The 20713-nt window shown below is 61.7% G+C and carries 19 protein-coding genes; 8 read left to right on the forward strand and 11 right to left on the reverse strand.

All coding sequences use genetic code 11. From position 1 onward, the window contains the following. Positions 1–20 precede the first annotated feature (20 nt). Positions 21–926 (forward strand): dihydrodipicolinate synthase family protein, encoded by a 906-nt coding sequence (locus tag LPA34_RS18485; RefSeq protein ID WP_228980859.1) that lies wholly within the window; start codon positions 21–23, stop codon positions 924–926. Positions 927–1006: 80 nt separating this feature from the next. On the opposite strand, the gene LPA34_RS18490 is transcribed toward LPA34_RS18485, so the two are convergent. After that, positions 1007–1723, reverse strand: a complete 717-nt coding sequence (locus tag LPA34_RS18490) for a response regulator transcription factor (protein WP_228980861.1) — start codon at positions 1721–1723, stop codon at positions 1007–1009. A 205-nt stretch (positions 1724–1928) separates the two neighbouring features. Here LPA34_RS18490 and LPA34_RS18495 point away from each other — a divergent pair, with 205 nt between their 5' ends. Then, on the forward strand, positions 1929–3386 hold the full coding sequence (locus LPA34_RS18495; protein ID WP_407672530.1) for an MFS transporter: 1458 nt from the start codon (positions 1929–1931) through the stop codon (positions 3384–3386). A gap of 121 nt (positions 3387–3507) precedes the next feature. Here LPA34_RS18495 and LPA34_RS18500 read toward each other — a convergent pair whose 3' ends face one another. The 4 genes from LPA34_RS18500 to LPA34_RS18515 all read right to left on the reverse strand — a co-directional run bounded on the left by LPA34_RS18500 (position 3508) and on the right by LPA34_RS18515 (position 5564). Further along, a complete protein-coding gene (locus tag LPA34_RS18500; RefSeq protein ID WP_228980868.1) occupies positions 3508–3780 on the reverse strand; it encodes a hypothetical protein in 273 nt (90 codons plus the stop codon). A 111-nt stretch (positions 3781–3891) separates the two neighbouring features. Then, complete coding sequence (locus LPA34_RS18505) at positions 3892–4323, reverse strand: DoxX family protein (protein WP_228980871.1); 432 nt, start codon at positions 4321–4323, stop codon at positions 3892–3894. 153 nt (positions 4324–4476) lie between these two features. Continuing rightward, a complete protein-coding gene (locus LPA34_RS18510) occupies positions 4477–4992 on the reverse strand; it encodes an RbsD/FucU family protein (protein ID WP_228980874.1) in 516 nt (171 codons plus the stop codon). Between the two features lie 203 nt (positions 4993–5195). Then, the gene (locus LPA34_RS18515) at positions 5196–5564 is read right to left on the reverse strand and encodes a nuclear transport factor 2 family protein (protein WP_228980878.1); all 369 of its coding nucleotides are present in this window, start codon (positions 5562–5564) and stop codon (positions 5196–5198) included. Between the two features lie 167 nt (positions 5565–5731). Between LPA34_RS18515 and LPA34_RS18520 the strand changes: the two genes are divergently transcribed. The 4 genes from LPA34_RS18520 (at position 5732) to flhC (ending at position 9191) form a co-directional block, all read left to right on the forward strand. Continuing rightward, positions 5732–6631, forward strand: a complete 900-nt coding sequence (locus tag LPA34_RS18520) for a helix-turn-helix domain-containing protein (RefSeq protein ID WP_456093796.1) — start codon at positions 5732–5734, stop codon at positions 6629–6631. Positions 6632–6733: 102 nt separating this feature from the next. Beyond that, the gene (locus tag LPA34_RS18525) at positions 6734–7528 is read left to right on the forward strand and encodes a 2OG-Fe(II) oxygenase (RefSeq protein ID WP_228980884.1); all 795 of its coding nucleotides are present in this window, start codon (positions 6734–6736) and stop codon (positions 7526–7528) included. 767 nt (positions 7529–8295) lie between these two features. Next, positions 8296–8616: a flagellar transcriptional regulator FlhD gene (gene flhD / locus LPA34_RS18535; RefSeq protein ID WP_228980887.1), complete on the forward strand. Its 321-nt coding sequence runs from the start codon at positions 8296–8298 to the stop codon at positions 8614–8616. An 11-nt stretch (positions 8617–8627) separates the two neighbouring features. Beyond that, positions 8628–9191 (forward strand): flagellar transcriptional regulator FlhC, encoded by a 564-nt coding sequence (gene flhC / locus LPA34_RS18540; RefSeq protein WP_228980899.1) that lies wholly within the window; start codon positions 8628–8630, stop codon positions 9189–9191. 131 nt (positions 9192–9322) lie between these two features. On the opposite strand, the gene LPA34_RS18545 is transcribed toward flhC, so the two are convergent. The 5 genes from LPA34_RS18545 to LPA34_RS18565 form a co-directional block, all read right to left on the reverse strand. Beyond that, the gene (locus LPA34_RS18545) at positions 9323–10651 is read right to left on the reverse strand and encodes an Nramp family divalent metal transporter (RefSeq protein WP_228980902.1); all 1329 of its coding nucleotides are present in this window, start codon (positions 10649–10651) and stop codon (positions 9323–9325) included. Positions 10652–10856: 205 nt separating this feature from the next. Further along, a complete protein-coding gene (locus LPA34_RS18550; protein WP_228980905.1) occupies positions 10857–12425 on the reverse strand; it encodes an efflux transporter outer membrane subunit in 1569 nt (522 codons plus the stop codon). 11 nt (positions 12426–12436) lie between these two features. Next, a complete protein-coding gene (locus LPA34_RS18555) occupies positions 12437–15628 on the reverse strand; it encodes an efflux RND transporter permease subunit (protein WP_228980907.1) in 3192 nt (1063 codons plus the stop codon). A gap of 70 nt (positions 15629–15698) precedes the next feature. Continuing rightward, complete coding sequence (locus LPA34_RS18560) at positions 15699–16931, reverse strand: efflux RND transporter periplasmic adaptor subunit (RefSeq protein WP_228980909.1); 1233 nt, start codon at positions 16929–16931, stop codon at positions 15699–15701. Between the two features lie 34 nt (positions 16932–16965). Next, positions 16966–17817, reverse strand: coding sequence for an alpha/beta hydrolase (locus tag LPA34_RS18565; RefSeq protein WP_228980911.1), 852 nt, complete (start codon positions 17815–17817; stop codon positions 16966–16968). A 174-nt stretch (positions 17818–17991) separates the two neighbouring features. Here LPA34_RS18565 and LPA34_RS18570 point away from each other — a divergent pair, with 174 nt between their 5' ends. Both LPA34_RS18570 and LPA34_RS18575 read left to right on the forward strand, forming a co-directional pair. Then, complete coding sequence (locus LPA34_RS18570; RefSeq protein ID WP_228980912.1) at positions 17992–18996, forward strand: LysR family transcriptional regulator; 1005 nt, start codon at positions 17992–17994, stop codon at positions 18994–18996. A 163-nt stretch (positions 18997–19159) separates the two neighbouring features. Next, entirely contained in the window at positions 19160–19459 is a 300-nt protein-coding gene (locus LPA34_RS18575; RefSeq protein ID WP_228980913.1) for a DUF4148 domain-containing protein, read from the forward strand. A 391-nt stretch (positions 19460–19850) separates the two neighbouring features. Here LPA34_RS18575 and LPA34_RS18580 read toward each other — a convergent pair whose 3' ends face one another. Continuing rightward, positions 19851–20612, reverse strand: coding sequence for a GntR family transcriptional regulator (locus tag LPA34_RS18580; protein WP_228980916.1), 762 nt, complete (start codon positions 20610–20612; stop codon positions 19851–19853). Between the last annotated feature and the right edge of the window lie 101 nt (positions 20613–20713).

Genomic DNA, 20713 nt, shown 5'->3' on the forward strand with positions numbered 1-20713 from the left:
TCATCATCAGGAGAGCCGCCATGGCACATATCTGGGAAGGCGTATTGCCCGCAGTCACCACCAAATTCAACGCGGATTTCAGCATAGACCGCGCGTGGACGAAGAAAAATATCGAAGCGCAGATCGATGCCGGCGTCGACGGCATCATCGTGTGCGGCTCGCTCGGCGAAGCGTCGACGCTCTCGCTCGATGAAAAGCTCGACGTGCTCGACATTGCCGTCGATGCGTCCCGCGGACGCGTGCCGGTGCTGCTGACCATCGCCGAAAACAGCACGCTCGACGGCTGCCGTCAGGCCGAAGCCGGTACGAAGCGCGGTGCGGCGGGTTATATGGTGCTGCCAGGCCTGCGTTATCTGTCGGACCGGCGCGAGACGTTGAACCACTTCCGGATGATCGCGAACGCGAGCGCGTTGCCGCTGATGGTCTACAACAACCCGCTCGCATACGGCGTCGACATGACGCCCGACATGTTCGCGGAAATCGCCGACGAAAAGAAAATCGTCGCGATCAAGGAATCGAGCGGCGACGTGCGGCGTGTGACAGACCTGATCAACGCGGTCGGCGATCGCTTCGCGATTCTGTGTGGCGTCGACAATCTGGCGATGGAAGCGGTTCTGATGGGCGCGCATGGCTGGGTCGCGGGCCTCGTGTGCGCGTTCCCGCATGAGACGGTCGCGATTTACAGGCTGATCAAGGCGGGCCGTACCGAGGAAGCGCGCGCCATCTACCGCTGGTTCGCGCCGCTGCTCGCGCTGGATGTGTCGGCGAAACTCGTGCAGAACATCAAGCTCGCCGAGACTATCGTCGGGCTCGGAACGGAGCCGGTCCGGCCGCCACGCCTTCCGCTTGTGGGCGACGAGCGCAAATCCGTCGAAGCCTTGATCCGCCGTTCGATCGAGACGCGCCCGACACTGCCTTCGCTTTGAGTGTGTTTCGCACGGCGAAGGCCGTGCGGTGAAGCACGCGTGGCGACGCTCGCGTGCGTCATGATTCGAGGGTATTGCGCTCAAGCAGCCTTTTGCTGGTCCGCTTCGCCCGGGCGCAGATAGAGCAGCCGGTAACCGCTTTTGTACACCGGCTGCAGGCGGAAATCGTTTTGCGGATCGATCGCGAGCAGCACGCGCAGGCGGGACACGTGGCTGTCGATCGTGCGGGTGAACTCGCGGAACTCGCGCCCCCACACCATCGCGAAGATGTGATCGCGCGACAGTACGCGGCCGATGTTGGAAAAGAACAGCGACGCGAGCCGGTACTGCGTCCCCGACAGATGAATCGGGTCGCCGCGCAACGTCACCAGCTGGCGACGCGTATCGAAATGGTACGGTCCACAGTCGAAGCGCGCCGCGCCGTGCCGCTCCGGATACGCACGGCGCAGCAGCGCACGAACGCGCGCGCGGAATTCGAAGGGACGTACCGGCAACGTTATATAGTCGTCCGCGCCGAACGACAGGGCGCGCACCATGCTTTCCTCCGAGCCATCGGTCGAGGCGAACATCACCGGCAACTGCTCGCCGCCCACCGAGCGCACCGATTTCAGAATGTCGGCACCCGACAGACGCGATCCATGCCAGTCGAGCACCAGCATGTCGACGCTCGAACGCGCCAGCGCCTTTGAAAAACTCATGCCGTCCTGATACGTCAGGCACGTATGCCCTGCCTCAGTGATGATCCTTTCGATGATCTTGGAGTGAACCGGGTCGCGCTGGAGGATGGCAATACGCATGAGAGAACTCTTAACAGGTGGATTCGCCCGCGATTCTGTTGGCGTGCTCTCCCCCAGCCCATAAGAACAGTCCGAATTTCGACACGCACGCAGCAATGCCAGACGGCGCACGCGCGCGACGCGGCGCCTGCGTTTTCGCATGATGAACGGTAGCGCATCCATACTTCACGGCAGCACGAAACATCGCGACACGAGAAGGTCTACGATGTTTCGTATGAACTCGCCCAACACAACTTTCACTCCCACACTCGCGCGCATCGTCGCAACGGTCAGCGTGGGCTTCGTCGTCACGCAGCTCGACGTGACCATCGTCAATATCGCGCTCGCGAAACTGGGCGCCGACCTGCACACAAGCGTATCGGGCCTGCAATGGATCGTCGATGCGTACACGCTCGCCTTCGCGGTGACGATGCTGTCGTTCGGCGTGCTCGGCGACCGCTTCGGCGCACGTCGTCTGTACGCGTCCGGCATGATGCTGTTCGCGCTCGCCTCGCTTGCCTGCGGACTGTCGGTGAACGGCGCGATGCTGGTCGCCGCGCGCACCGCGCAGGGCATCGGCGCGGCGGCGATGCTGCCCAATTCGCTTGCGTTGCTCAACACGGCATGCGGGCACGACTCCAAACTTCGGGCGCGTGCCGTGGGATTGTGGACGGCTGCCGGCGCCATCGCGATCGCCGCCGGCCCGGTCCTCGGTGGCGCGCTGATCGCCGCGTTCGGATGGCGCAGCATTTTCCTCGTGAACCTGCCGATCTGTGCGGGCGGACTTCTTGCGACCTTCGCGTGGATTCCGCACGGCGACACTGAATCGAAGACATCCAGCCAGAACGCGCCAAGGCCACACAGTATCGATCTGCCGGGGCAACTCCTCGCTGTCGTCATGCTGACCGCGCTCACCGGCGCCGTGATCGAATGGCGGCCGCTCGGTCTTGCCCATCCGCTGGTAGCGGGCGGACTGGCGCTTGCGCTCGTCGCCGGGGTTGCGTTCGTGGCTATCGAAAGTCGCATTCGCGAGCCGATGCTGCCGCTGTCGCTGTTTCGCATCCGCACGTTCAGCGCCGCCGTACTGTTCGGCAGCTGCGTGAATCTGACGTACTACGGGATGGTGTTCGTGCTGAGCCTGTATTTGCAGCGCGTTCGCGGCGATACCCCGTTGCAGGCCGGCCTCGCGTTTCTGCCGCTGACAGCCGGCTTTCTCGTCTCGAACGTGGCGAGCGGCTGGGTGGTGGGCCGCTACGGCGTGCGCCTGCCGATGATCGCGGGCGCGTGTGTCGGCGCGCTCGGCTACGGCCTTTTGCATTTTGTCGGCGCGTCGACGCCGCTCATCGCGATACTCCTGCCGTTTCTGCTGATTCCTTCCGGCATGGGACTCGCGGTTCCTGCGATGACCACAGCCATTCTCGCTTCGGTCGAACCGCGACGCGCGGCGACGGCATCCGCCGTGCTCAACACCGTGCGCCAGGCAAGCGGTGCAATAGGCGTGGCGGCGTTCGGCGCACTTGCGAGCGGTGCGCGGGCCGCGAACATCGTCGATGGATTGCAGGCGTCGGCGGCCATCTGCACCGCGCTGCTGCTCGCGGGTGCGGCGCTCGGGTGTCTCGTGCATCCCGAACCGCACGCGCGCGAACCAGACCGCCTGAATCTTGCGGCCGACGGCGAATCGTGACTTCCAGGAACCGCCAAAAGCACAACCCCCACGATGCGTGAGCAGCGTGGGGGTTGTCATCGCGCGAACCGCTTGATGTAGCCCGTTGTAGCGCCTCGCGAAATCTCCTGTCAGTCAGGCGTCAAAGCGAGGCTTCCTGGATTTCGCCGGTATCGAGTGCGCGTTCGACAAGCCCTTCTTCCTGCACCTTGCGGATTGCGTTTTCAAGGAGTTTTGCCGGGTCCTCGATTTCCGCCTTGAGCGCGCCGAGAAAACCGGACGCGTCGAATATGACCAGCGTTTTCGCCGAACCGGCATCGCTGATGATCACGCGATGCGGCGTCGGTCCTTCGCCGAGGCTCGCGCAAAGCTGAAATACCTTGCCGCCGACGGTCTGACTGAAACTTTGAATCATTGTCCGCTCCCTGCATGAATATGCCTGAAACCATCCTCGCACAGCCAGTGAATTTCCGCTGGCGCCCGCGTGCCGCATCCACCAGGGGACCGGCACAACCGGACCAGCAAGTTACAGACCCAGCCCGCGATGCGGCGCACGCGCGCCGTCGATGCTGATACGCCCGGCGCCCGTCACGAACAGCAGCAGGAAACCGCCGGCAATTCCGATGTTCTTCCAGAAATGAATCATCATGTCGTGCTGGAGCGCGGCATCGGTGATATTCCAGAAATCGTGGCCTGTGATCGCCGTCGCGACGGTGTACAGCGCCATGATGATGCCAAGCGGACGGATCTTGAAACCGAGGACGAGAAAGAGGCCACCGAGCGTTTCGACGGCAACCGCGATCGGCGCCGCGATCTGCACGAACGGCACGCCCTTCGACTGAAGGTATCCGACGAAACCTGCGTAACCGGTCAGCTTCATGACGCCCGACCACAGAAACAGCACAGCGAGGGCGATACGTGCGATGAAGATTACGCCGGAATCGACGGGACGCATCATGAGAGGGCTCCTGGGAAGAATAGGCAGAAGACCGGGCGAAAGCGCGACAGTTCCCGGACGTTGATCGTCAGAATATGTGTATTGGCGCCGTTTTCCAAGCGAAAAGACGTGTGTTGACGTTACGTCCGCGCCGCGAACCTGGCGCGGTGCATTTCATCGGGAGGCGCTCGCCAGGGGGACTTCCTCCGGGGCGCCCCCCAAGGGGACTTCCTTCGGGGCGTCCGGTGCGAGGAGTACGCCCTTCTTGAAGACGAAGCAGCCGTAGCCTCGCGCTTCGCCCGTCACGATCACACAATACGCGTTGCGCGCACGTTCGTAGAACGCAAACCGGTCGAGCGAGGCAAGCGGTACGTCGCGGCCTTCGGCGGCATTGATTTCGGCCTGCACTTCGCGCTGCACGACAGGAATCGTGTCCGGCTCGCCCACCACTTCCATGCGCAGCGCGGGATCGTCGACGAATGTATCGAGTGGCATCACGGAAAGTACCGCGCGAACCGCGCGCGCCGAATCGACACCGTCGAGACGCAGCAACGTGCCGCGTACCGTTGAGCGCGCAACCGAGTCGGACGGGAAATTCGCATCGCAGACGACCAGTTCATCGCCATGCCCCATCGCGCGCAGCGCATGCAGAATGTCAGCGTTCAACAGTGGGTCCAGGTTCTTCAGCACGTCCTCTCCTTCGGTTCAGTTAGCACGGTGGGCGCCTTCGCACGCGGTCCGGCCGGCTGCGAAGGCGCGCGGCCTCGCGCCGTGCACGCCGGCGCCCGGTCCCGCATGGTAACGATACCCGACAGATCGTGCCGGCGCGCACATATTGAACATGTGGCTGTCACGCGCTTGTCCGGACCCGGACTCCACGCCGACGCCGGCCGTTACACGCCGCCCGGCACCTGGTCCAGGAAACCGGTGACGGTGCAGAGCCGCCCGCCCGTCTCGACGACGCCAAAATCCGAACCCTTCACGATCGGCGTGCCATCGGGCGTTTCGAGCCGCCACGAGAAGCGCACGTTGTTCGCGAAGCCGTCGACGTCGGACGCGCGACGAAACGTGTGCCCCGGAAAACGCTCGTGCACCGTGCGAATCATCGCATCGATGCCATCGTGGCCGTTACCGGCGAGCAGCGGGTCGACGTAGGCGCAGTCGTCGGTCCACGTCGCGGCGATCAGCTCGCGGCGACGCGCGGCGTCGGTTTCGTTCCAGGCGTCGAAGTACTGGTCGATCAGTTGAGTATGTGGGCTCATGTCAGACTCCTTCAGCGGGTTTACAGGGAAAGGGAAAGGGAAAGGGCACCAGCGCCGCGCGACGATACGCACGGCAGGCCCGGACTGAAGATTCGGCGATGCGGAGCAGCAGGTCGATTACGCGGGAGGTAATGGAACCGCGGCCCCGATTGGCTATCATCGACAGCATGAACACACTTTCCGCTTTCCAGACCGGTTTCCCGGGCCCCGCGCAAAACGGTACGCCGCCCGCTGCATCCGTCTCACCGGCGGCTCGTCGCAGCGTGGGCGAACTGCTGCGCGAATGGCGCCAGCGGCGGCGCATGAGCCAGCTGCTGCTCGCGACCGAGGCGGACATCTCGACACGGCATCTGAGCTTCGTCGAATCGGGGCGCGCGGTGCCGAGCCGCGAAATGGTGATGCATCTCGCCGAGCGCCTCGAGGTGCCGCTGCGCGAGCGCAACACGCTGCTCGTCGCAGCGGGCTACGCGCCGCTTTTTCGCGAGCGCCCGCTGACCGATCCGCAGCTTGCGGCGGCACGCGAGGCTGTCGATCTCGTCCTGAAGGGTCATGAACCCTACCCGGCACTTGCCGTCGACCGGCACTGGACAATCGTCGCCGCCAACAGTGCGCTCGCGGTACTGGCCGGCAATGCGAGCCCGGCGCTGCTCGCAGGGCCTGTCAACGCGTTGCGGCTGAGCCTGCATCCGGACGGACTGGCTGCGTCGATCGTCAACTGGCATGCATGGCGCGCGCATGTGCTCGCGCGGCTGCAACGCCAGATCGACGTAAGCGGCGACGCCACACTCGCCGCCCTGCGCGACGAACTCGCGGCCTGTCCGACGCCGCCAGACGCCGCGCCCGAAGATAATCCCCTCACCGACGCCGGCCTGATCGCGGTGCCGCTGCGCGTGCGCACCGCCCTCGGCGTCCTGTCGTTCTACAGCACGACGACGGTATTCGGCACGCCCGTCGACGTCACCCTGTCGGAACTCGCGATCGAAGCGTTTTTCCCGGCTGATCCACAAACCGCGCAGGCGCTACGCGCACACGCCGAGGCGATCGCCGCGCAGCGCGCCGGCACGTGACGCACGGGAATCAACGAATCAGACAGCAAGACACGGAGTGTGCGGCACGGTCGGGTTCCGTAGACTGTCGCCATGACATCGCTGAATGGAACCGGACCGGACATGGATCAGACAACACTCTTCGAGCCGGAGCGTGAACCGGCGTCCCCTGACGCCAGGCGTGAACGACGTGATCGTCCGGAGCCGGCCGGCTCGATTGCACAGCGCGTCGCGGCCATCGACTGGACGTACATCGAAGACAACCTCGACCAGTATGGTTGCGCCACCGTGCCGCAACTGCTTACCGTCGCCGAATGCGAGGCACTGACGGCCGGTTACACACGAGGCGAGCTGTATCGCAGCCGCGTTGTGATGGCGCGCCACGGGTTTGGGCGCGGCGAGTACCAGTACTTCACGTATCCGTTGCCGAATGTGGTCGACAGTCTGCGAGCCGCGCTTTATCCGCATCTCGTGCCGGTCGCCAATCGCTGGAACGCGCTCATGCATCTCGATACGCGCTATCCGGCTGCGCACGACGCATTTCTGCACCGCTGCCACGCGGCGGGGCAGTTGCGCCCCACGCCATTGATCCTCCAGTACGCCACCGGCGACTACAACTGCCTGCATCAGGATCTGTACGGCGAACACGTGTTTCCGATCCAGGTGGCAGTCCTGCTGTCGGCGCCGGCGCGCGACTTCACCGGCGGCGAATTCGTGCTGACCGAGCAGCGGCCGCGCATGCAGTCGCGCGCCGAAGTCGTGCCGCTCGCGCAGGGCGACGCGGTGATCTTCGCGGTCAACGAGCGCCCGGTGCAAGGCACACGCGGTGCGTATCGCGTGAAGCTGCGGCATGGCGTCAGCCGCTTGCGCTCGGGGCGCCGGCACACGCTGGGCGTGATCTTTCACGACGCACAATAAGGCACGATGCTTCTGCTGGCCTCTATCGCCTCGACATCGATCCCACCCTCTCTCGCTAGCAGGCGCGCTGGTTAGTGGCCTGTTTCCCGGCTACGGGGCCCGTCTGGTCTACGGTTGTAATATTAATGCCTGTTTTAGTGGCACCGTGTCAGGCAGCCTGCATAAGGGGACGCGGACTGATCGCCGCGTTCGCCGGTAACATTTTCGGCACCCGGTTGGGCCTTCTTTTGAGCATGAAGCAGACCGAATCTGCCAGACCCGTTGGTGTCAGTTACAAACTCGAGGTGATTTGTAACAGTCGACTGTAAGCTATGCGTTACAGATCGTCACAAACGGAACCGCCAGACGGCCCCGTATTTTTTTCCGAATTGAAAGGTGTTTTTTACCGAACCCATTTCAGTCGTGTTTTGTCCCCGTCCCACATCCTGTCTCTTTCCGCTTTCCTCAGTATTTTCCCGGATGCCCAGAACACAAGGCTTTGCGGCAAATCAGGCTTTTAATCGGACGAATTAAACACACTGCACGGCCAGTATTTCAAGCAGATGAAAAAGTTACCGAAAATGGTGTCAGTTTTTTGAGATATTTTTTACGAAAAGGATTGATTTCCGGGAAATGCCTTCATACAATTCGGTCCAAGGTGTTACGAGATGTAACACCTTGTATCAAAGTTGTGATGACGCCGGAAATCTTCAGTGTCCAGGCGTGGGTACAAAACATAACGGCAAAAAATGCCGAAAAAATGTAATTCGGGGCTTCGGAAAACGAAAATGGACCGTAGCAGCGAGACGCTGGATTCAATCCGCGAGATTAACTTGTCTTACATCATGCTTGCGCAACGTATGCTGCGTGAGGACAAACCGATCGGCATGTTCCGGTTGGGACTGTCATCGGAACTGGCTGATTTACTGGCGGGGCTGTCGCTCGCGCAGATCGTCAAGCTGGCCGCTTCCGATCAGCTTTTATGTTTTTTCCGCTTCAACGACCACGTCATGTTGTCGGCGTTGACGCAAACGACGAAACACGCGGAAGTCGCACCGACTCACGCTGCTATCCTGCTTGCGGGCCAACCCGCTGAGCAGTTTGCATAAAGGTGACAGCGATGCTCAAGCGAAGTCTGACGGAAGATGCGCAGGACGTATTTCGCGCCATCGCGCTGATCGAACTCGGCGCGCGCATGCAGGTGCTCGAAAGCGAACTGACGCTTTCGCGCGACCGCATGATCCGCCTGTATCGCGAGGTCAAAGGTGTATCGCCGCCGAAGGGCATGCTGCCTTTCTCGGCGGACTGGTACATGACGTGGCTCGCCAATATTCATGCATCGCTCTTCTATAACACTTACCTGTTTCTGAAGAACGAAGCGCGCTGCTCGCATCTGGAGGCGCTCACCAAAGGTTATCGGCTGTATCTGGAACATTGCCGGCACAGCGATTCCGAACCGGTTCTGGATTTGACGCGCGCATGGACGCTCGTGCGTTTCTTCGATGCGGACATCCTGCAACTCACGCCGTGCTGCCGTTGCACAGGCAAGTTCGTGGCGCATCGTCACGATCTGCAGCACAACGTTGTGTGTGGCGCATGCCAGCCGCCTTCGCGTGCGGGAAAGACAAAGAAAGCCGCCGCTGCGGCAAAGCTGGAAACGGCGCAGATCGCTGAAGCTGCCTGAGTTCAGCGTGTGAAGTGAAGTGCCTTTAAAAGCCGGCGCCCGTGCGTCGGCTTTTGTTTTGGTACGCCAGGTTTTCCATGCAACGCCTGCGTCACTTCGGCGCGACACCGGCGCAATGTGACCGGCATGAATCAGGCAATCCAGCCGACGGTCTGCACCACGAGCCAGAGGTTCGCCGCGCTGATCACGCCAAACAGCAGCCACGCAAGCAGACGTGTGGGTAGCCGGTTCGTGAAGTCGCCCATCAACGTACGATCGTTCGTCATACGGATCAGCGGCCAGAGCGCAAACGGCAATTGCAGGCTCAGCACCACCTGGCTCGCGACGAGCAGTTTGCCCACTGCGCCGCTCCCCATCATCTGCACGCCGATCAGGGCCGGAACCAGCGCCAGCGCACGCGTGATGAAACGGCGCTGCCAGCACGGAATCTTCAGATTCAGAAATCCTTCCATGATGACCTGTCCGGCCACGGTGCCGGTGAAGGTCGAGCTTTGCCCGGACGCGAGCAACGTCACCGCGAACAGCACCGCCGCGAGCCCGCTGCCGACCACCGGTGCGAGCAGCTTGTACGCATCTTCGATTTCGGTGACCTGGTTATGACCGGTTGCGTGAAACGCGGCTGCGGCAAGAATCAGGATCGCCGCGTTGATGAGGAGCGCAAGCACGAGCGAAACGATCGTATCGATGCGCGACAGACCGATCGCCGAAGCGATACTGCGCCTGTCGCGCCTGACGACGCGCGTCTGCACGATCGACGAATGCAGATACAGGTTATGCGGCATCACGGTCGCGCCGAGAATGCCGATCGCAAGATAAAGCGGTTCGCGCTCGCCGACAGCGTGCCACGACGGCACCAGCCCGCGCGCCACCGAAGGCCAGTGCGGCTGCACCAGTACAAGCTCGATGATGTAACCGACGCCGATGGTCGCGATCAATCCGAGGATGATCGCTTCGAGCGAACGGAAGTTCTTGCCCTGCAGGCCGAGCACGATCAGCGTATCGAACGCGGTGAGCATCACGCCGGTCGTCAGTGAACACCCGAGCAGCAGATGAAACGCGAGCGCACCGCCCAGCACTTCAGCCAGATCGCACGCGACAATCGACAGCTCCGCCAGCAGCCATTGCGCGCGCGCGACGTTCGGCGAATAGCGCGCGCGGGAAAGCCGCGCGAGGTCCTGCCCGGTCACGATGCCAAGACGCATGCTCAGACACTGCAATGCCATGGCCGCCAGACTCGACAGCATCACGACGAACAACAGGTTGTAACCGTAGCGCGAGCCGGCTTCGATATCGGTCGCCCAGTTGCCCGGGTCCATGTAGCCGATCGAAATCAGCAGGCCTGGTCCCGCGAATTGCAGGATCTTTTTCCAGAACGGTGCGCCCTGCGGCACCTCGACCGATCCCTTGACCTCGGATGGACAGAACGGTGCGGTAGCGGTGGTGGGTAATCTGTATGGCAAGCCGGTTGTCTCTCGAGGTGGATGAACGCGTGCCAGCAGGCGTTCGGGGCGACCTCAAGTGTACAAAGAAACGTCCGGCAATGTCCCGCCCGGCGCAAGCGCTAACGCGAGCACGCTAAAGCGACAAGGCTCATGTCGAACGCGTCCGAAAAAAACGGGCGGAAATCCGGAGATTCCGCCCGTTACGCTGCTGCGTGACCGGTTTCTACTGCGATGATGCAAGGCTGCTGGAACCGCTTTGCGCCTGGCGCTTCGCGATCTGCTGCGGCGTGCCATTCGAGCCGATGTCGGTTTTCGCATCCGCCTTCACATCACCCCAGCCGCCACCCAGTGCACGGATCAGGTTGACCGTCGAAACGGCCTGCGTGCCTGCCAGATGGCTCGACTGCAGTTGCGACTGCAACACCTGGCGCTCGCTGTCGATCACGTCGAGATAACTGACCTCGCCTTCCTGATACTGCGTGTGCGACAGATGCGATGCGCGCTGCGATGCACTTACCGCATCGTTCTGTTCGCGCATCTGGTCGTCGAGCAGACGCAGGTCGGCCAGGTTGTCTTCCACTTCCTTGAACGCAACCAGAACCTGCTGACGATACTGCGCGACGTCCTCGTCGTACTTCGCGCGCGCCTGGTCCAGCCCGGCCTGACGACGGCCGCCGTCGAAGATCGGCAACGTCAGCGCCGTACCGGCGAACGGGCCGAGCAGGAACGCGCGGCTCGACCACATGAACAGGTCGCCTAGCGTCGCCGATTCAAAGCCGAACGCACCCGTGATGTCGAGTTTCGGGAAGAACGCCGACTTCGCAAGACCCACCCGTGCATTCGCCGCGGCCATCGCGCGTTCCGCCGCGGCAATATCCGGCCTGCGTTCGAGCAAGGCCGAAGGCAATCCAGCCGGCACACGCGCCGTGACAAGCGCAAGCGGCGTTTCCGGGAACGAGAAATCGGCCGGCGCCTTGCCAAGCAGAATCGCGAGACTATGTTCGGACGCCGCGCGTTGACGTGCCACGCCCACTGCATCGGCACGTGCGCTCGACAACTCGTTCTTTGCCCGCGATACGTCAAGTTCGCTGATATCGCCTTCCTTGAAGCGCTGCTGGACGAGTTTCAGCGTGTCTTCACGCAGCACGACCGTCTGACGGTACAGATCCTGATCCGTGTCGAGCTCACGCAACTGGAAGTAGTTTTGTGCAACGTCAGCCTGCAATGCAAGTTGCACCGACAGGAACAGCGCTTCGCTTTGCTGCGCATCCGCACGCGCGGCGTTGACGTTCGAGCTGACCCGGCCGAACAGATCGGCCTCATACGCGACCGTGCCCTGCGCACGCCACACCGTTTGCGTCGGCACGTTCGCGTTCTGCGGCAAGCCTTGCGATATCGGCGAAAGGCGTTCGCGCGTCGGGCCGAAACCTGCGTCGACCTGCGGGAACCACGCAGCGCGTGCGGACTGCTGCAACGCACGCGATTGCTGCACACGTGCCGCAGCCGCCTTCAGATCCTGGTTCGCGTCAGCGGCCTGCTTCTCCAGATCGTTGAGCGTCGCATCGCCGAAAATCGTCCACCATTCGCCGCGATGTGTGTCGTCGGCGGGTTGCGCGGGCATCCACGTGCCCGCGTCCTTTGCATCGATCACAGGCGCTTCCTTGAACGCAGCAGGCATCGGTACATCAGGACGCTTGTACGTCGGCTCTACCGAGCAGGCCACGAGCAGCATCATCAACAGGCTGCTCGCTGCCGCGCGGCCCCACCCGCGCATGGATTCAAACCGTTTCATTGTTTTCTCCCTCAAGCGTCCGTCGCCGGCACGCCGCCCTTGAAGCGCGGCGCGTCTTTCTGCGCGACGTGAATCGTGCCCCCGGCCAGCGTACGCAGCACCACGTAGAACACCGGCGTCAACATCAGGCCGAACAGCGTGACACCCAGCATGCCGAAGAACACGGCAATACCCATTGCGTGACGCATTTCCGAACCCGCACCCGACGACAGCACGAGCGGCACCACACCCATGATGAAAGCAATCGACGTCATCAGGATCGGGCGCAAACGCATCCGGCTCGCCTCGATTGCGGCGGCAAGCGGCGTGCGTCCGTCGTGTTCGAGTTCGCGCGCGAACTCGACGATCAGGATCGCGTTCTTCGACGCGAGCCCCACGAGCACCATCAAACCGATCTGCGTGAAGATGTTGTTGTCGCCATTCGTGAGCCACACACCGGTCAGCGCGGACAGCATGCTCATCGGCACGATCAGGATCACCGCGAGCGGAAGCGTCAGGCTTTCGTACAGTGCGGCGAGCACGAGGAACACGAGCAGCACGCTGATCGGGAACACCCACATGCCAGCGTTGCCAGCCAGAATCTGCTGATACGTCAGATCGGTCCATTCGAGCTTGATGCCGTGCGGCAACGTCTCCGCCGCGATGCGCTCAGCCGCGGCCTGCGCTTCGCCCGATGAGTAGCCAGGCGCCGGACCACCGTTGATATCCGCGGCGGTGTAGCCGTTGTAGCGCACGACCATTTCGGGGCCGAACGTCGGCGTGACTGTCACGAGCGACGACAGCGGCACCATGTCGCCATTCCGGTTACGCGTCTTCAGTTGCAGGATGTCGTCGGCACGTTGACGGAACGGCGCATCGGCCTGGACCCGCACCTGATACACACGGCCAAAGCGGTTGAAGTCGTTCACATACAGCGAGCCGAGATAGATCTGCATCGTGTCGAACACGTCCGTCACCGGCACACCCAGCTGCTTCGCCTTGACGCGATCCAGATCGACGTTCAGCTGCGGCACATTGATCTGATAGCTCGAGAACGTCGGGCCCAGTTCAGGTGCGGTCGCTGCACGCTTCACAAACGCTTCGGTGGCCTTGTTCAGTTCCGCGTAGCCGAGCGCGCCGTGATCCTCCAGCTGCATCTTGAAGCCGCCCAGCGTGCCGAGTCCCAGCACCGGCGGCGGTGGAAACACGGCAACGAACGAGTCCTTGATCGCGCTGTACTTGCCGTTCAGCGCGCCCGCGATCGCACCTGCCGAAAGCGTCTTGCTGCCGCGGTCATGAAACGGCTTGAGCGTGACGAACACAATGCCCGCGCTCGAACTGTTCGTGAAGCCGTTCACCGAAAGACCCGGGAACGCCACCGCGCTTTCAACGCCCGGCTGCTTCAGCGCGATATCGCTCATTTCGCGAATCACTTTTTCCGTGCGGTCGAGCGTTGCACCGTTAGGCAATTGCGCAAAAGCGATCAGGTATTCCTTGTCCTGCGCCGGAACGAAGCCGCCTGGCACGATGCGCGCGACCAGCACCGTTGCGCCCAGCAGCACCGCATAAACGACGAGCATCGCGCCCTTGCGGCCGAGCACACCCTTTACGCCACGGCCATAGCCTTCCGAACCGCGATGAAACACCTTGTTAAAGCCGCGGAAGAACGGTCCAAGCACACGGTTCATGACACGCGTCAGCCAGTCTTCCTTTTCACCGTGGCCACGCAACAGCATGGCGGCGAGCGCAGGCGAGAGCGTCAACGAGTTGAACGCCGAGATCACCGTCGAAATCGCGATGGTCATCGCGAACTGCTTGTAGAACTGTCCGGTCAGACCGGTCATGAAGGCAAGCGGCACGAACACGGCAACGAGCGTCAGCGCAATGGCGATAATCGGCCCGCTCACTTCCTGCATCGCCTTGTACGTCGCCTCGCGCGCACTCAACCCGCTTTCGATGTTCCGCTCGACGTTTTCGACGACCACGATCGCATCGTCCACCACGATGCCGATTGCCAGCACCATGCCGAACAATGACAGGGCATTGATCGAAAAGCCAAACGCCAGCAGCAGCGAGAACGTCCCGACAATGGACACCGGCACGGCGATCAACGGAATGATCGACGCGCGCCACGTTTGCAGGAACACGATCACAACGATCACGACGAGAGCGATGGCTTCAAGCAGCGTGTGAATGACCGCCTCGATACTCGAACGCACGAACTGCGTCGGGTCATAGACGATCTTGTAGGCGACGCCTGCCGGCATGTCTGCCTGCAGCTCCTTCATCTGCTTGCGGACTTCATCGGAAATCGCGAGCGAATTCGCACCCGGCGCCTGATTGATCGCGAGCGCAACCGCCGGTTTGTTATCCAGCAGCGAACGCAAGCCATATTCCGAAGCCGCGAGTTCGACCCGGCCCAGATCGCGCAGATACGTCACGCCGCCATCGGGTGCGGTCTTGACGATGATGTCGCCGAATTCTTTTTCCGTCGTCAGACGTCCACGCGCATTGATCGAGAGTTGCAACGCCGTGCCCGGCACCGAGGGCGACCCGCCGATCGTGCCCGCGGCCACCTGGATGTTCTGCTCGCGGATCGCGTTGACGACTTCGGTCGCGGTCAGCCCGCGTTGCGCCACTTTCGTCGGGTCGAGCCAGACGCGCATCGCGTAGTCACCCGCGCCCCACAGCTGCACCTGCCCGACGCCCTGGATCCGCTCGAGCCGGTCCTTCACGTTCAGCAGCGCGTAGTTGCGCAGGTACGTCATGTCGTAGCGGTTGTTTGGCGAGATCAGGTGGACGACCATCGTCAGCGTCGGCGAACTCTTGATCGTCGTGACGCCGAGGCGTTGCACGTCTTCCGGCAGACGCGGCAACGCCTGGTTGACGCGGTTCTGCACGAGCTGCGTCGCAAGGTCGGGGTTCGTGCCGAGCTTGAACGTGACCGTCAGTGTGAGATTGCCGTCGCTATTCGCCTGCGACTGCATGTACAGCATGTTCTCGACACCGTTGATCTGCTCTTCGAGCGGTGCAGCCACGGCTGCCGCAATCACCTTCGGGTTCGCACCCGGATACTGCGCGTGCACGACGACAGAAGGCGGCACCACTTCCGGATATTCGGAAATCGGCAGCTGGAAGAGCGCAATCACGCCTGCCAGCAGGATCAGGACCGATAGCACACCCGCGAAGATGGGCCGGTCGATGAAGAATCTGGATATGTTCATTGAGGGCTCTTGATATTGGAGAGCTTGCGCGAAATGAAAGCGAATGCGCGGATCGCGTTCAGGTCTTCGCTCACGACTTCTTCGCAGCCGTAGCGTGTGCCGGCGTTTGCGTTTGCGTCTGCGCGAGCGGTGCGTCGTTCGGGTCGGTATCGCCGGTCATCGGCACCATGTGGGCGCGGACTTCCGCACCCGGACGCACGCGTTGCGTACCGTTCACGACAATGCGATCGCCGCTCTTGAGGCCACCCGTGACGACACGCAGATTGCCCTGCTGTCCGCCCAGCTGCACTTCGCGATACACAACATGGTTGTCCTTGTCGACGACGAACACGAACTTCTTGTCCTGGTCCGTACCCACGGCAGCGTCATCGATCAGCAACGCAGGATGCGGCGCGCTGCCGCCCACCTTGATGCGCGCGTAAAGGCCGGGTACAAGCGCGCCGTCGCTGTTATCGAAACGCGCGCGAACGCGGATCGTGCCCGACGACGTATCGAGGCGGTTATCCACCGAATCGATCCAACCCGAGCGCGAATAGCCGCTTTCGTCAGCAAGGCCGAGATCGACCGGCACCTTGCGGCCGTCCTTGACGTGACTGATGTATTGCAGATACGTCTGCTCATCGGCGTCGAACGATGCGTAGATCGGCGAAACGGAGACCAGCGTCGTCAGCGGCGCAGCACCGGCACCGGCCGAGACGACGTTGCCCATCGTGATTTCCGCGCGCGAAACACGGCCCGACACCGGCGCGACGATGTTCGTATAGCCGAGATTGATCTTCGCGGTTTCGAGTGCGGCGGCCGCGGCCTTCAGGTTCGCGCTCGCTTCACGCGCCGCGTTCTGCTTCTCGTCGTAATCGCGTTTAGCGATGGCGTTATCGGCGATCAGGCGTTGTGCGCGTTCCCAGTCGCTTTGCGTGTAGCCCGTGCGCGCCTGCGCCGCGGCGAGCTGCGCCTCGGCACGATCGACTTCAGCGGCATACGGACGCGGATCGATCACAAAGAGCGTATCGCCCTTCTTCACCAGCGCACCGTCCTTGAAGTTCACCGAGACGATCGTGCCCGACACCTGGGGGCGGATTTCGACCTTTTCGACTGCTTCGAGCCGGCCGGAATAGGTCTGCCAGTCGGTAATGGTCTTTTCGATAACCGTTGCGACGTCGACCTCGGGCACGATGGTCGGCGCGGCCTGCGCGGGTGCGCGCGCATCGACGCGAATCGCGCCGAGCGTACCGAGGCCGGCAATAACGAGAACTGAAACGACAGCGATCGTTAGACGCGAACGAGAAAGATTGAAGATGGACATGACAGACTCCCGGATTCGTTGATTGAAGTTGTGGTTATCTTTGGGTGCGCGCGGCGAAACGGCATTGCAGAAACCGGACTGCTTCCTGCAACGCAGCCGGATGTTCTGCCAGCGCCGCGTGCGAAACACTGGGGTAGCGGACGACCTGCGTCAGCACGCCTGCATCGATCAGGCTGCTTGCGTATTTCTCCGCCTCGACGTGCAGCACGTCGTTTTGCGCGGTAATGATCAGCGTCTCCGGCAAGCCGGCAAGACGTGACGATTCAAGCGGCGCGGCATACGGATGCACCCGTTGCGACGCCTGCGGCAGGTACGCGCGATAACACGCCGCGCACTCGCTCGCCGTGATGTCGGAGCGCAAACGCTTTTCGTCGCCCAGCCTTGTGAGGCTTGGATCGAGCATCGGCGCAAAGAGCGCCTGGGCATCGATACGCACGTCGCCGCGATCGCGGGCAATGAACGCAAGACAGTTGGCAAGCTGGCCACCGGCATCGTGTCCTGCCACCCCTAGCCGTTTCGTGTTGCCGCCAAACGCACGTGCCCGCGTCTGCACCCAGAGCGCGGCGCGATGCGCGTCTTCAGGCGCCGCTGGAAACGGGAATTGCGGCGCAAGCGAATAGCCAACCGAGACGACAAGCGCTGGTAAGTGTTCTGCGAAATAACGCGCGGGGGTGTCCGCGCAATCAATCGAACCCTTAACGAAACCGCCGCCGTGAAAGTAAAGCAGTACCGGCAATGCGGTTTTACCAGGCCGTCGATAAAGGCGCAGCGTGATGTCCTGCGCGTACCCTTCGATCTCGACATCGGTCACGGCCAGTGCGGACGAAACGTCCGCCACCAGGCCTTCGACGGCGACAAAAGGGTAAGACGGCTTGAAAGCATCCATGTCGAAGCGGCGCAACGCGCGAAGTTTCTGAATGGAGCGAATTGTGGGTTCTGCAGACTCACAGATAAATGCCTATAATCCGGCAACACAATTCGGTGCATCTGAACAATCGAATCGCTCATTCGCGATTGCAGTGACAGTCCAGTTGCGCCAGCCCCTATCCGGAGGTCAGCCATGGACCGTCTCCAGGCCATGCAGGTGTTCACACGGGTCGTCGATACCAACAGCTTTACGCGTGCCGCGGAAACGCTCGACATGCCGCGCGCTTCGGTGACGACCATCATCCAGAATCTCGAAGCGTTTCTTGGCGTGCGTCTGATGCACCGTACGACGCGACGCCTCTCGTTGACGGCGGATGGCGCCGCCTACTACGAGCGCTGCACCCGGATCCTTGCCGACGTCGAGGAAACCGAGTCCAGTTTCCAGCTCGGCAACAAAAAGCCGACTGGCAAGCTGCGCATCGACATGCCGGGCTCGATTGGCCGGCTGATCGTGATTCCCTCGCTGTGTGAATTCCACACGCGCTACCCGGATATCGATCTGCAACTTGGATTGACTGACCGTCCGGTCGACCTGCTGCAGGAAGGCGTCGACTGCGTGGTGCGCGTGGGCGCGCTGCAGGATTCATCGCTGGTTGCGCGGCGAATCGGGCTCTTCGAGCATGTGTCGTGTGCTTCGCCGGATTACCTGGCGAACTTTGGCACGCCCCGTTCAATCGACGATCTCGAGAACCACAAGGCCGTGAATTACTTTTCGAGCCGCACCGGCCGCGTGATCGACTGGTCGTTCAAGGTCGACGAAAAGGAAATCGAGGTGAAGATGAAAAGCATCGTGTCGGTCAACGACGCAGATGCTTACGTGACATGCGGTCTCGAAGGTTTTGGCCTGATCCAGCCAGCGTTCTACATGGTGTTGCCGCATCTGCAGTCAGGTCAGCTCGTGGAAGTGCTGCCCGACTTGCGGCCGTTGCCCATGCCGATTTCGGCGGTGTATCCGCATAGCCGCCATCTGTCGGCAAAGGTGCGCGTATTCGTCGACTGGATTGCGGAAATATTCGATCGATGCCCGCTCCTGAGCGGCCGCGGCAGTCTCGACGCAATCTGTTCGATGCGTACGTTTGAACAGCGCGAATCGGCACCCGCGCTTGAAACGCCGGTCACGCCGGAGTGGGTCGCCTGACCCGTGTGTGAATGACGATCGCGGTCCCGTGCCGCGATTGTTCTGAAATCCCGACAATTCATTTCGCCAAATCCGGGTTTATCCGGAGTGCCACAAAGCCTACATTTCACCCTGTCGCGGCGCTGACTGACAGCGCGGCAAACAGAATCGACAGGAGTGAATCATGAAGCGCAATCTCTTTGCAGGTCTCGCCCTTTCGTTGCTCGTCAGCGCGCCGGCTTTTGCGGGCGGCGGTATTGGTCACGCCGGTTCGTATAACGATCAATGGTGGAATCATTCGAGCACCACGACGCGCGCCGAAGTGAAGGCTCAAATCAACGACGCGTATCGCGACGGCACATTGCCGGCGTTGAACAAGACGAGCTATCCGGAACAAGGCCTGATCGGCCGCACCCAGACAGAGCGCCTCGCCGTTCAGGCAGGTGGTGACGGTGTCACGCGCCTCGCACGCGCCGGTCAGTAACACAGGTTTGTATTTTGCGGCGCCTCAGGTGCGAAGTTTGCGCGGTGGCACCGCTATATTTCCAAGGAGCTGATCATGAACAACGCTAATCCGTCTGAACTCGATCACTGGAATTCGGATACCCCTGTGTGGGTGCCCTTTCGTCAAGCTCAGCATTGAAGTCTTTATCGGGCTTCTGATTGCCTCTGCAGCGCTTGGGGTTTTAGGGTTTTTCGTTTTTCTCGCTTTGATGTACTAAGGTCTGCAGACATTCAAAACGTTGTCGCCACGGGAAACCCTTCGCTGAAAAAGGCGTTGGGTTTCCGGGTGTGGCGGCGTTGCGAAAACGAACGTGATCGAGGCCAGGGTGAAGCTGGCTGCCGGATGGTTTAACGCTCGCATGCCTCCAACTTCAAGCGATCCCCGCCGGCCCTCCGACGCAGGCGGGTCGGATCAGGCGAGTGACGAACTGGATGTGATCGCCCCGGTAGTACAACTTCTCATAATCCACCGGACGACCTTCAGCCGAATATGAGTTACGTTCGATAAAAAATATCGGGCTGCCAACCTCGATGTTGAGAACCTCGGCAACCTTGCTATCAGCGGATATTGCCTCAAGGCGATATTCAGCCTCCGAGAGCGGCGTCTGGTATTTGAGTTCAAGCAGCGTGAAGATCGGCTCGGTCTCAAGGTTATCGGCTATCACCTTTTCGCCGAGGTCGCGTGGTAGATACGTCTCGTCATAGCAAAGGGCGATGTCGTTAGCGAGTCGAACGCGCCGGATGTACATCACTGATGTACCAACATCCACTTTCAATTTTGTCGCCACGGTCTCGTCCGCAGGCACGATCTGATAGCCAAGCAGGCGAGCCGTCGGCCGTCGGCCAAGTGCATGCATGTCCTCCACGAAACCCGTCAAACCCGCCAGGGACGTTGCTATTTTCGGTTGCGCGACGAAGGTGCCCTTCCCGCGACGAATCTCGACCATTCCGCGTCGCGCCAGATTCTGGATGGTCGTACGCACCGTGGTGCGACTCACTTCGAATTCGCTCACCAGTTGATCTTCAGCGGGCAGTTGATCTCCCGGATTCAGCTCGCCAGCATTGATTCGCTGGGAAAGGATTTCTTCAAGCTGCGCGTAGAGCGGCAGCGCGGATTCGGCGTTTGGTTTCACGATAGGACCCTGACGTTATGACGTCATTATATTGATAGACCTGATCCATCGCTCCCTGCGCGCCGCGACGGCGCGCAAAGAACTGATCGCCACCCACTTGC

It is taken from the genome of Paraburkholderia gardini (genome assembly GCF_907164575.1).
GTDB lineage: Bacteria > Pseudomonadota > Gammaproteobacteria > Burkholderiales > Burkholderiaceae > Paraburkholderia > Paraburkholderia gardini.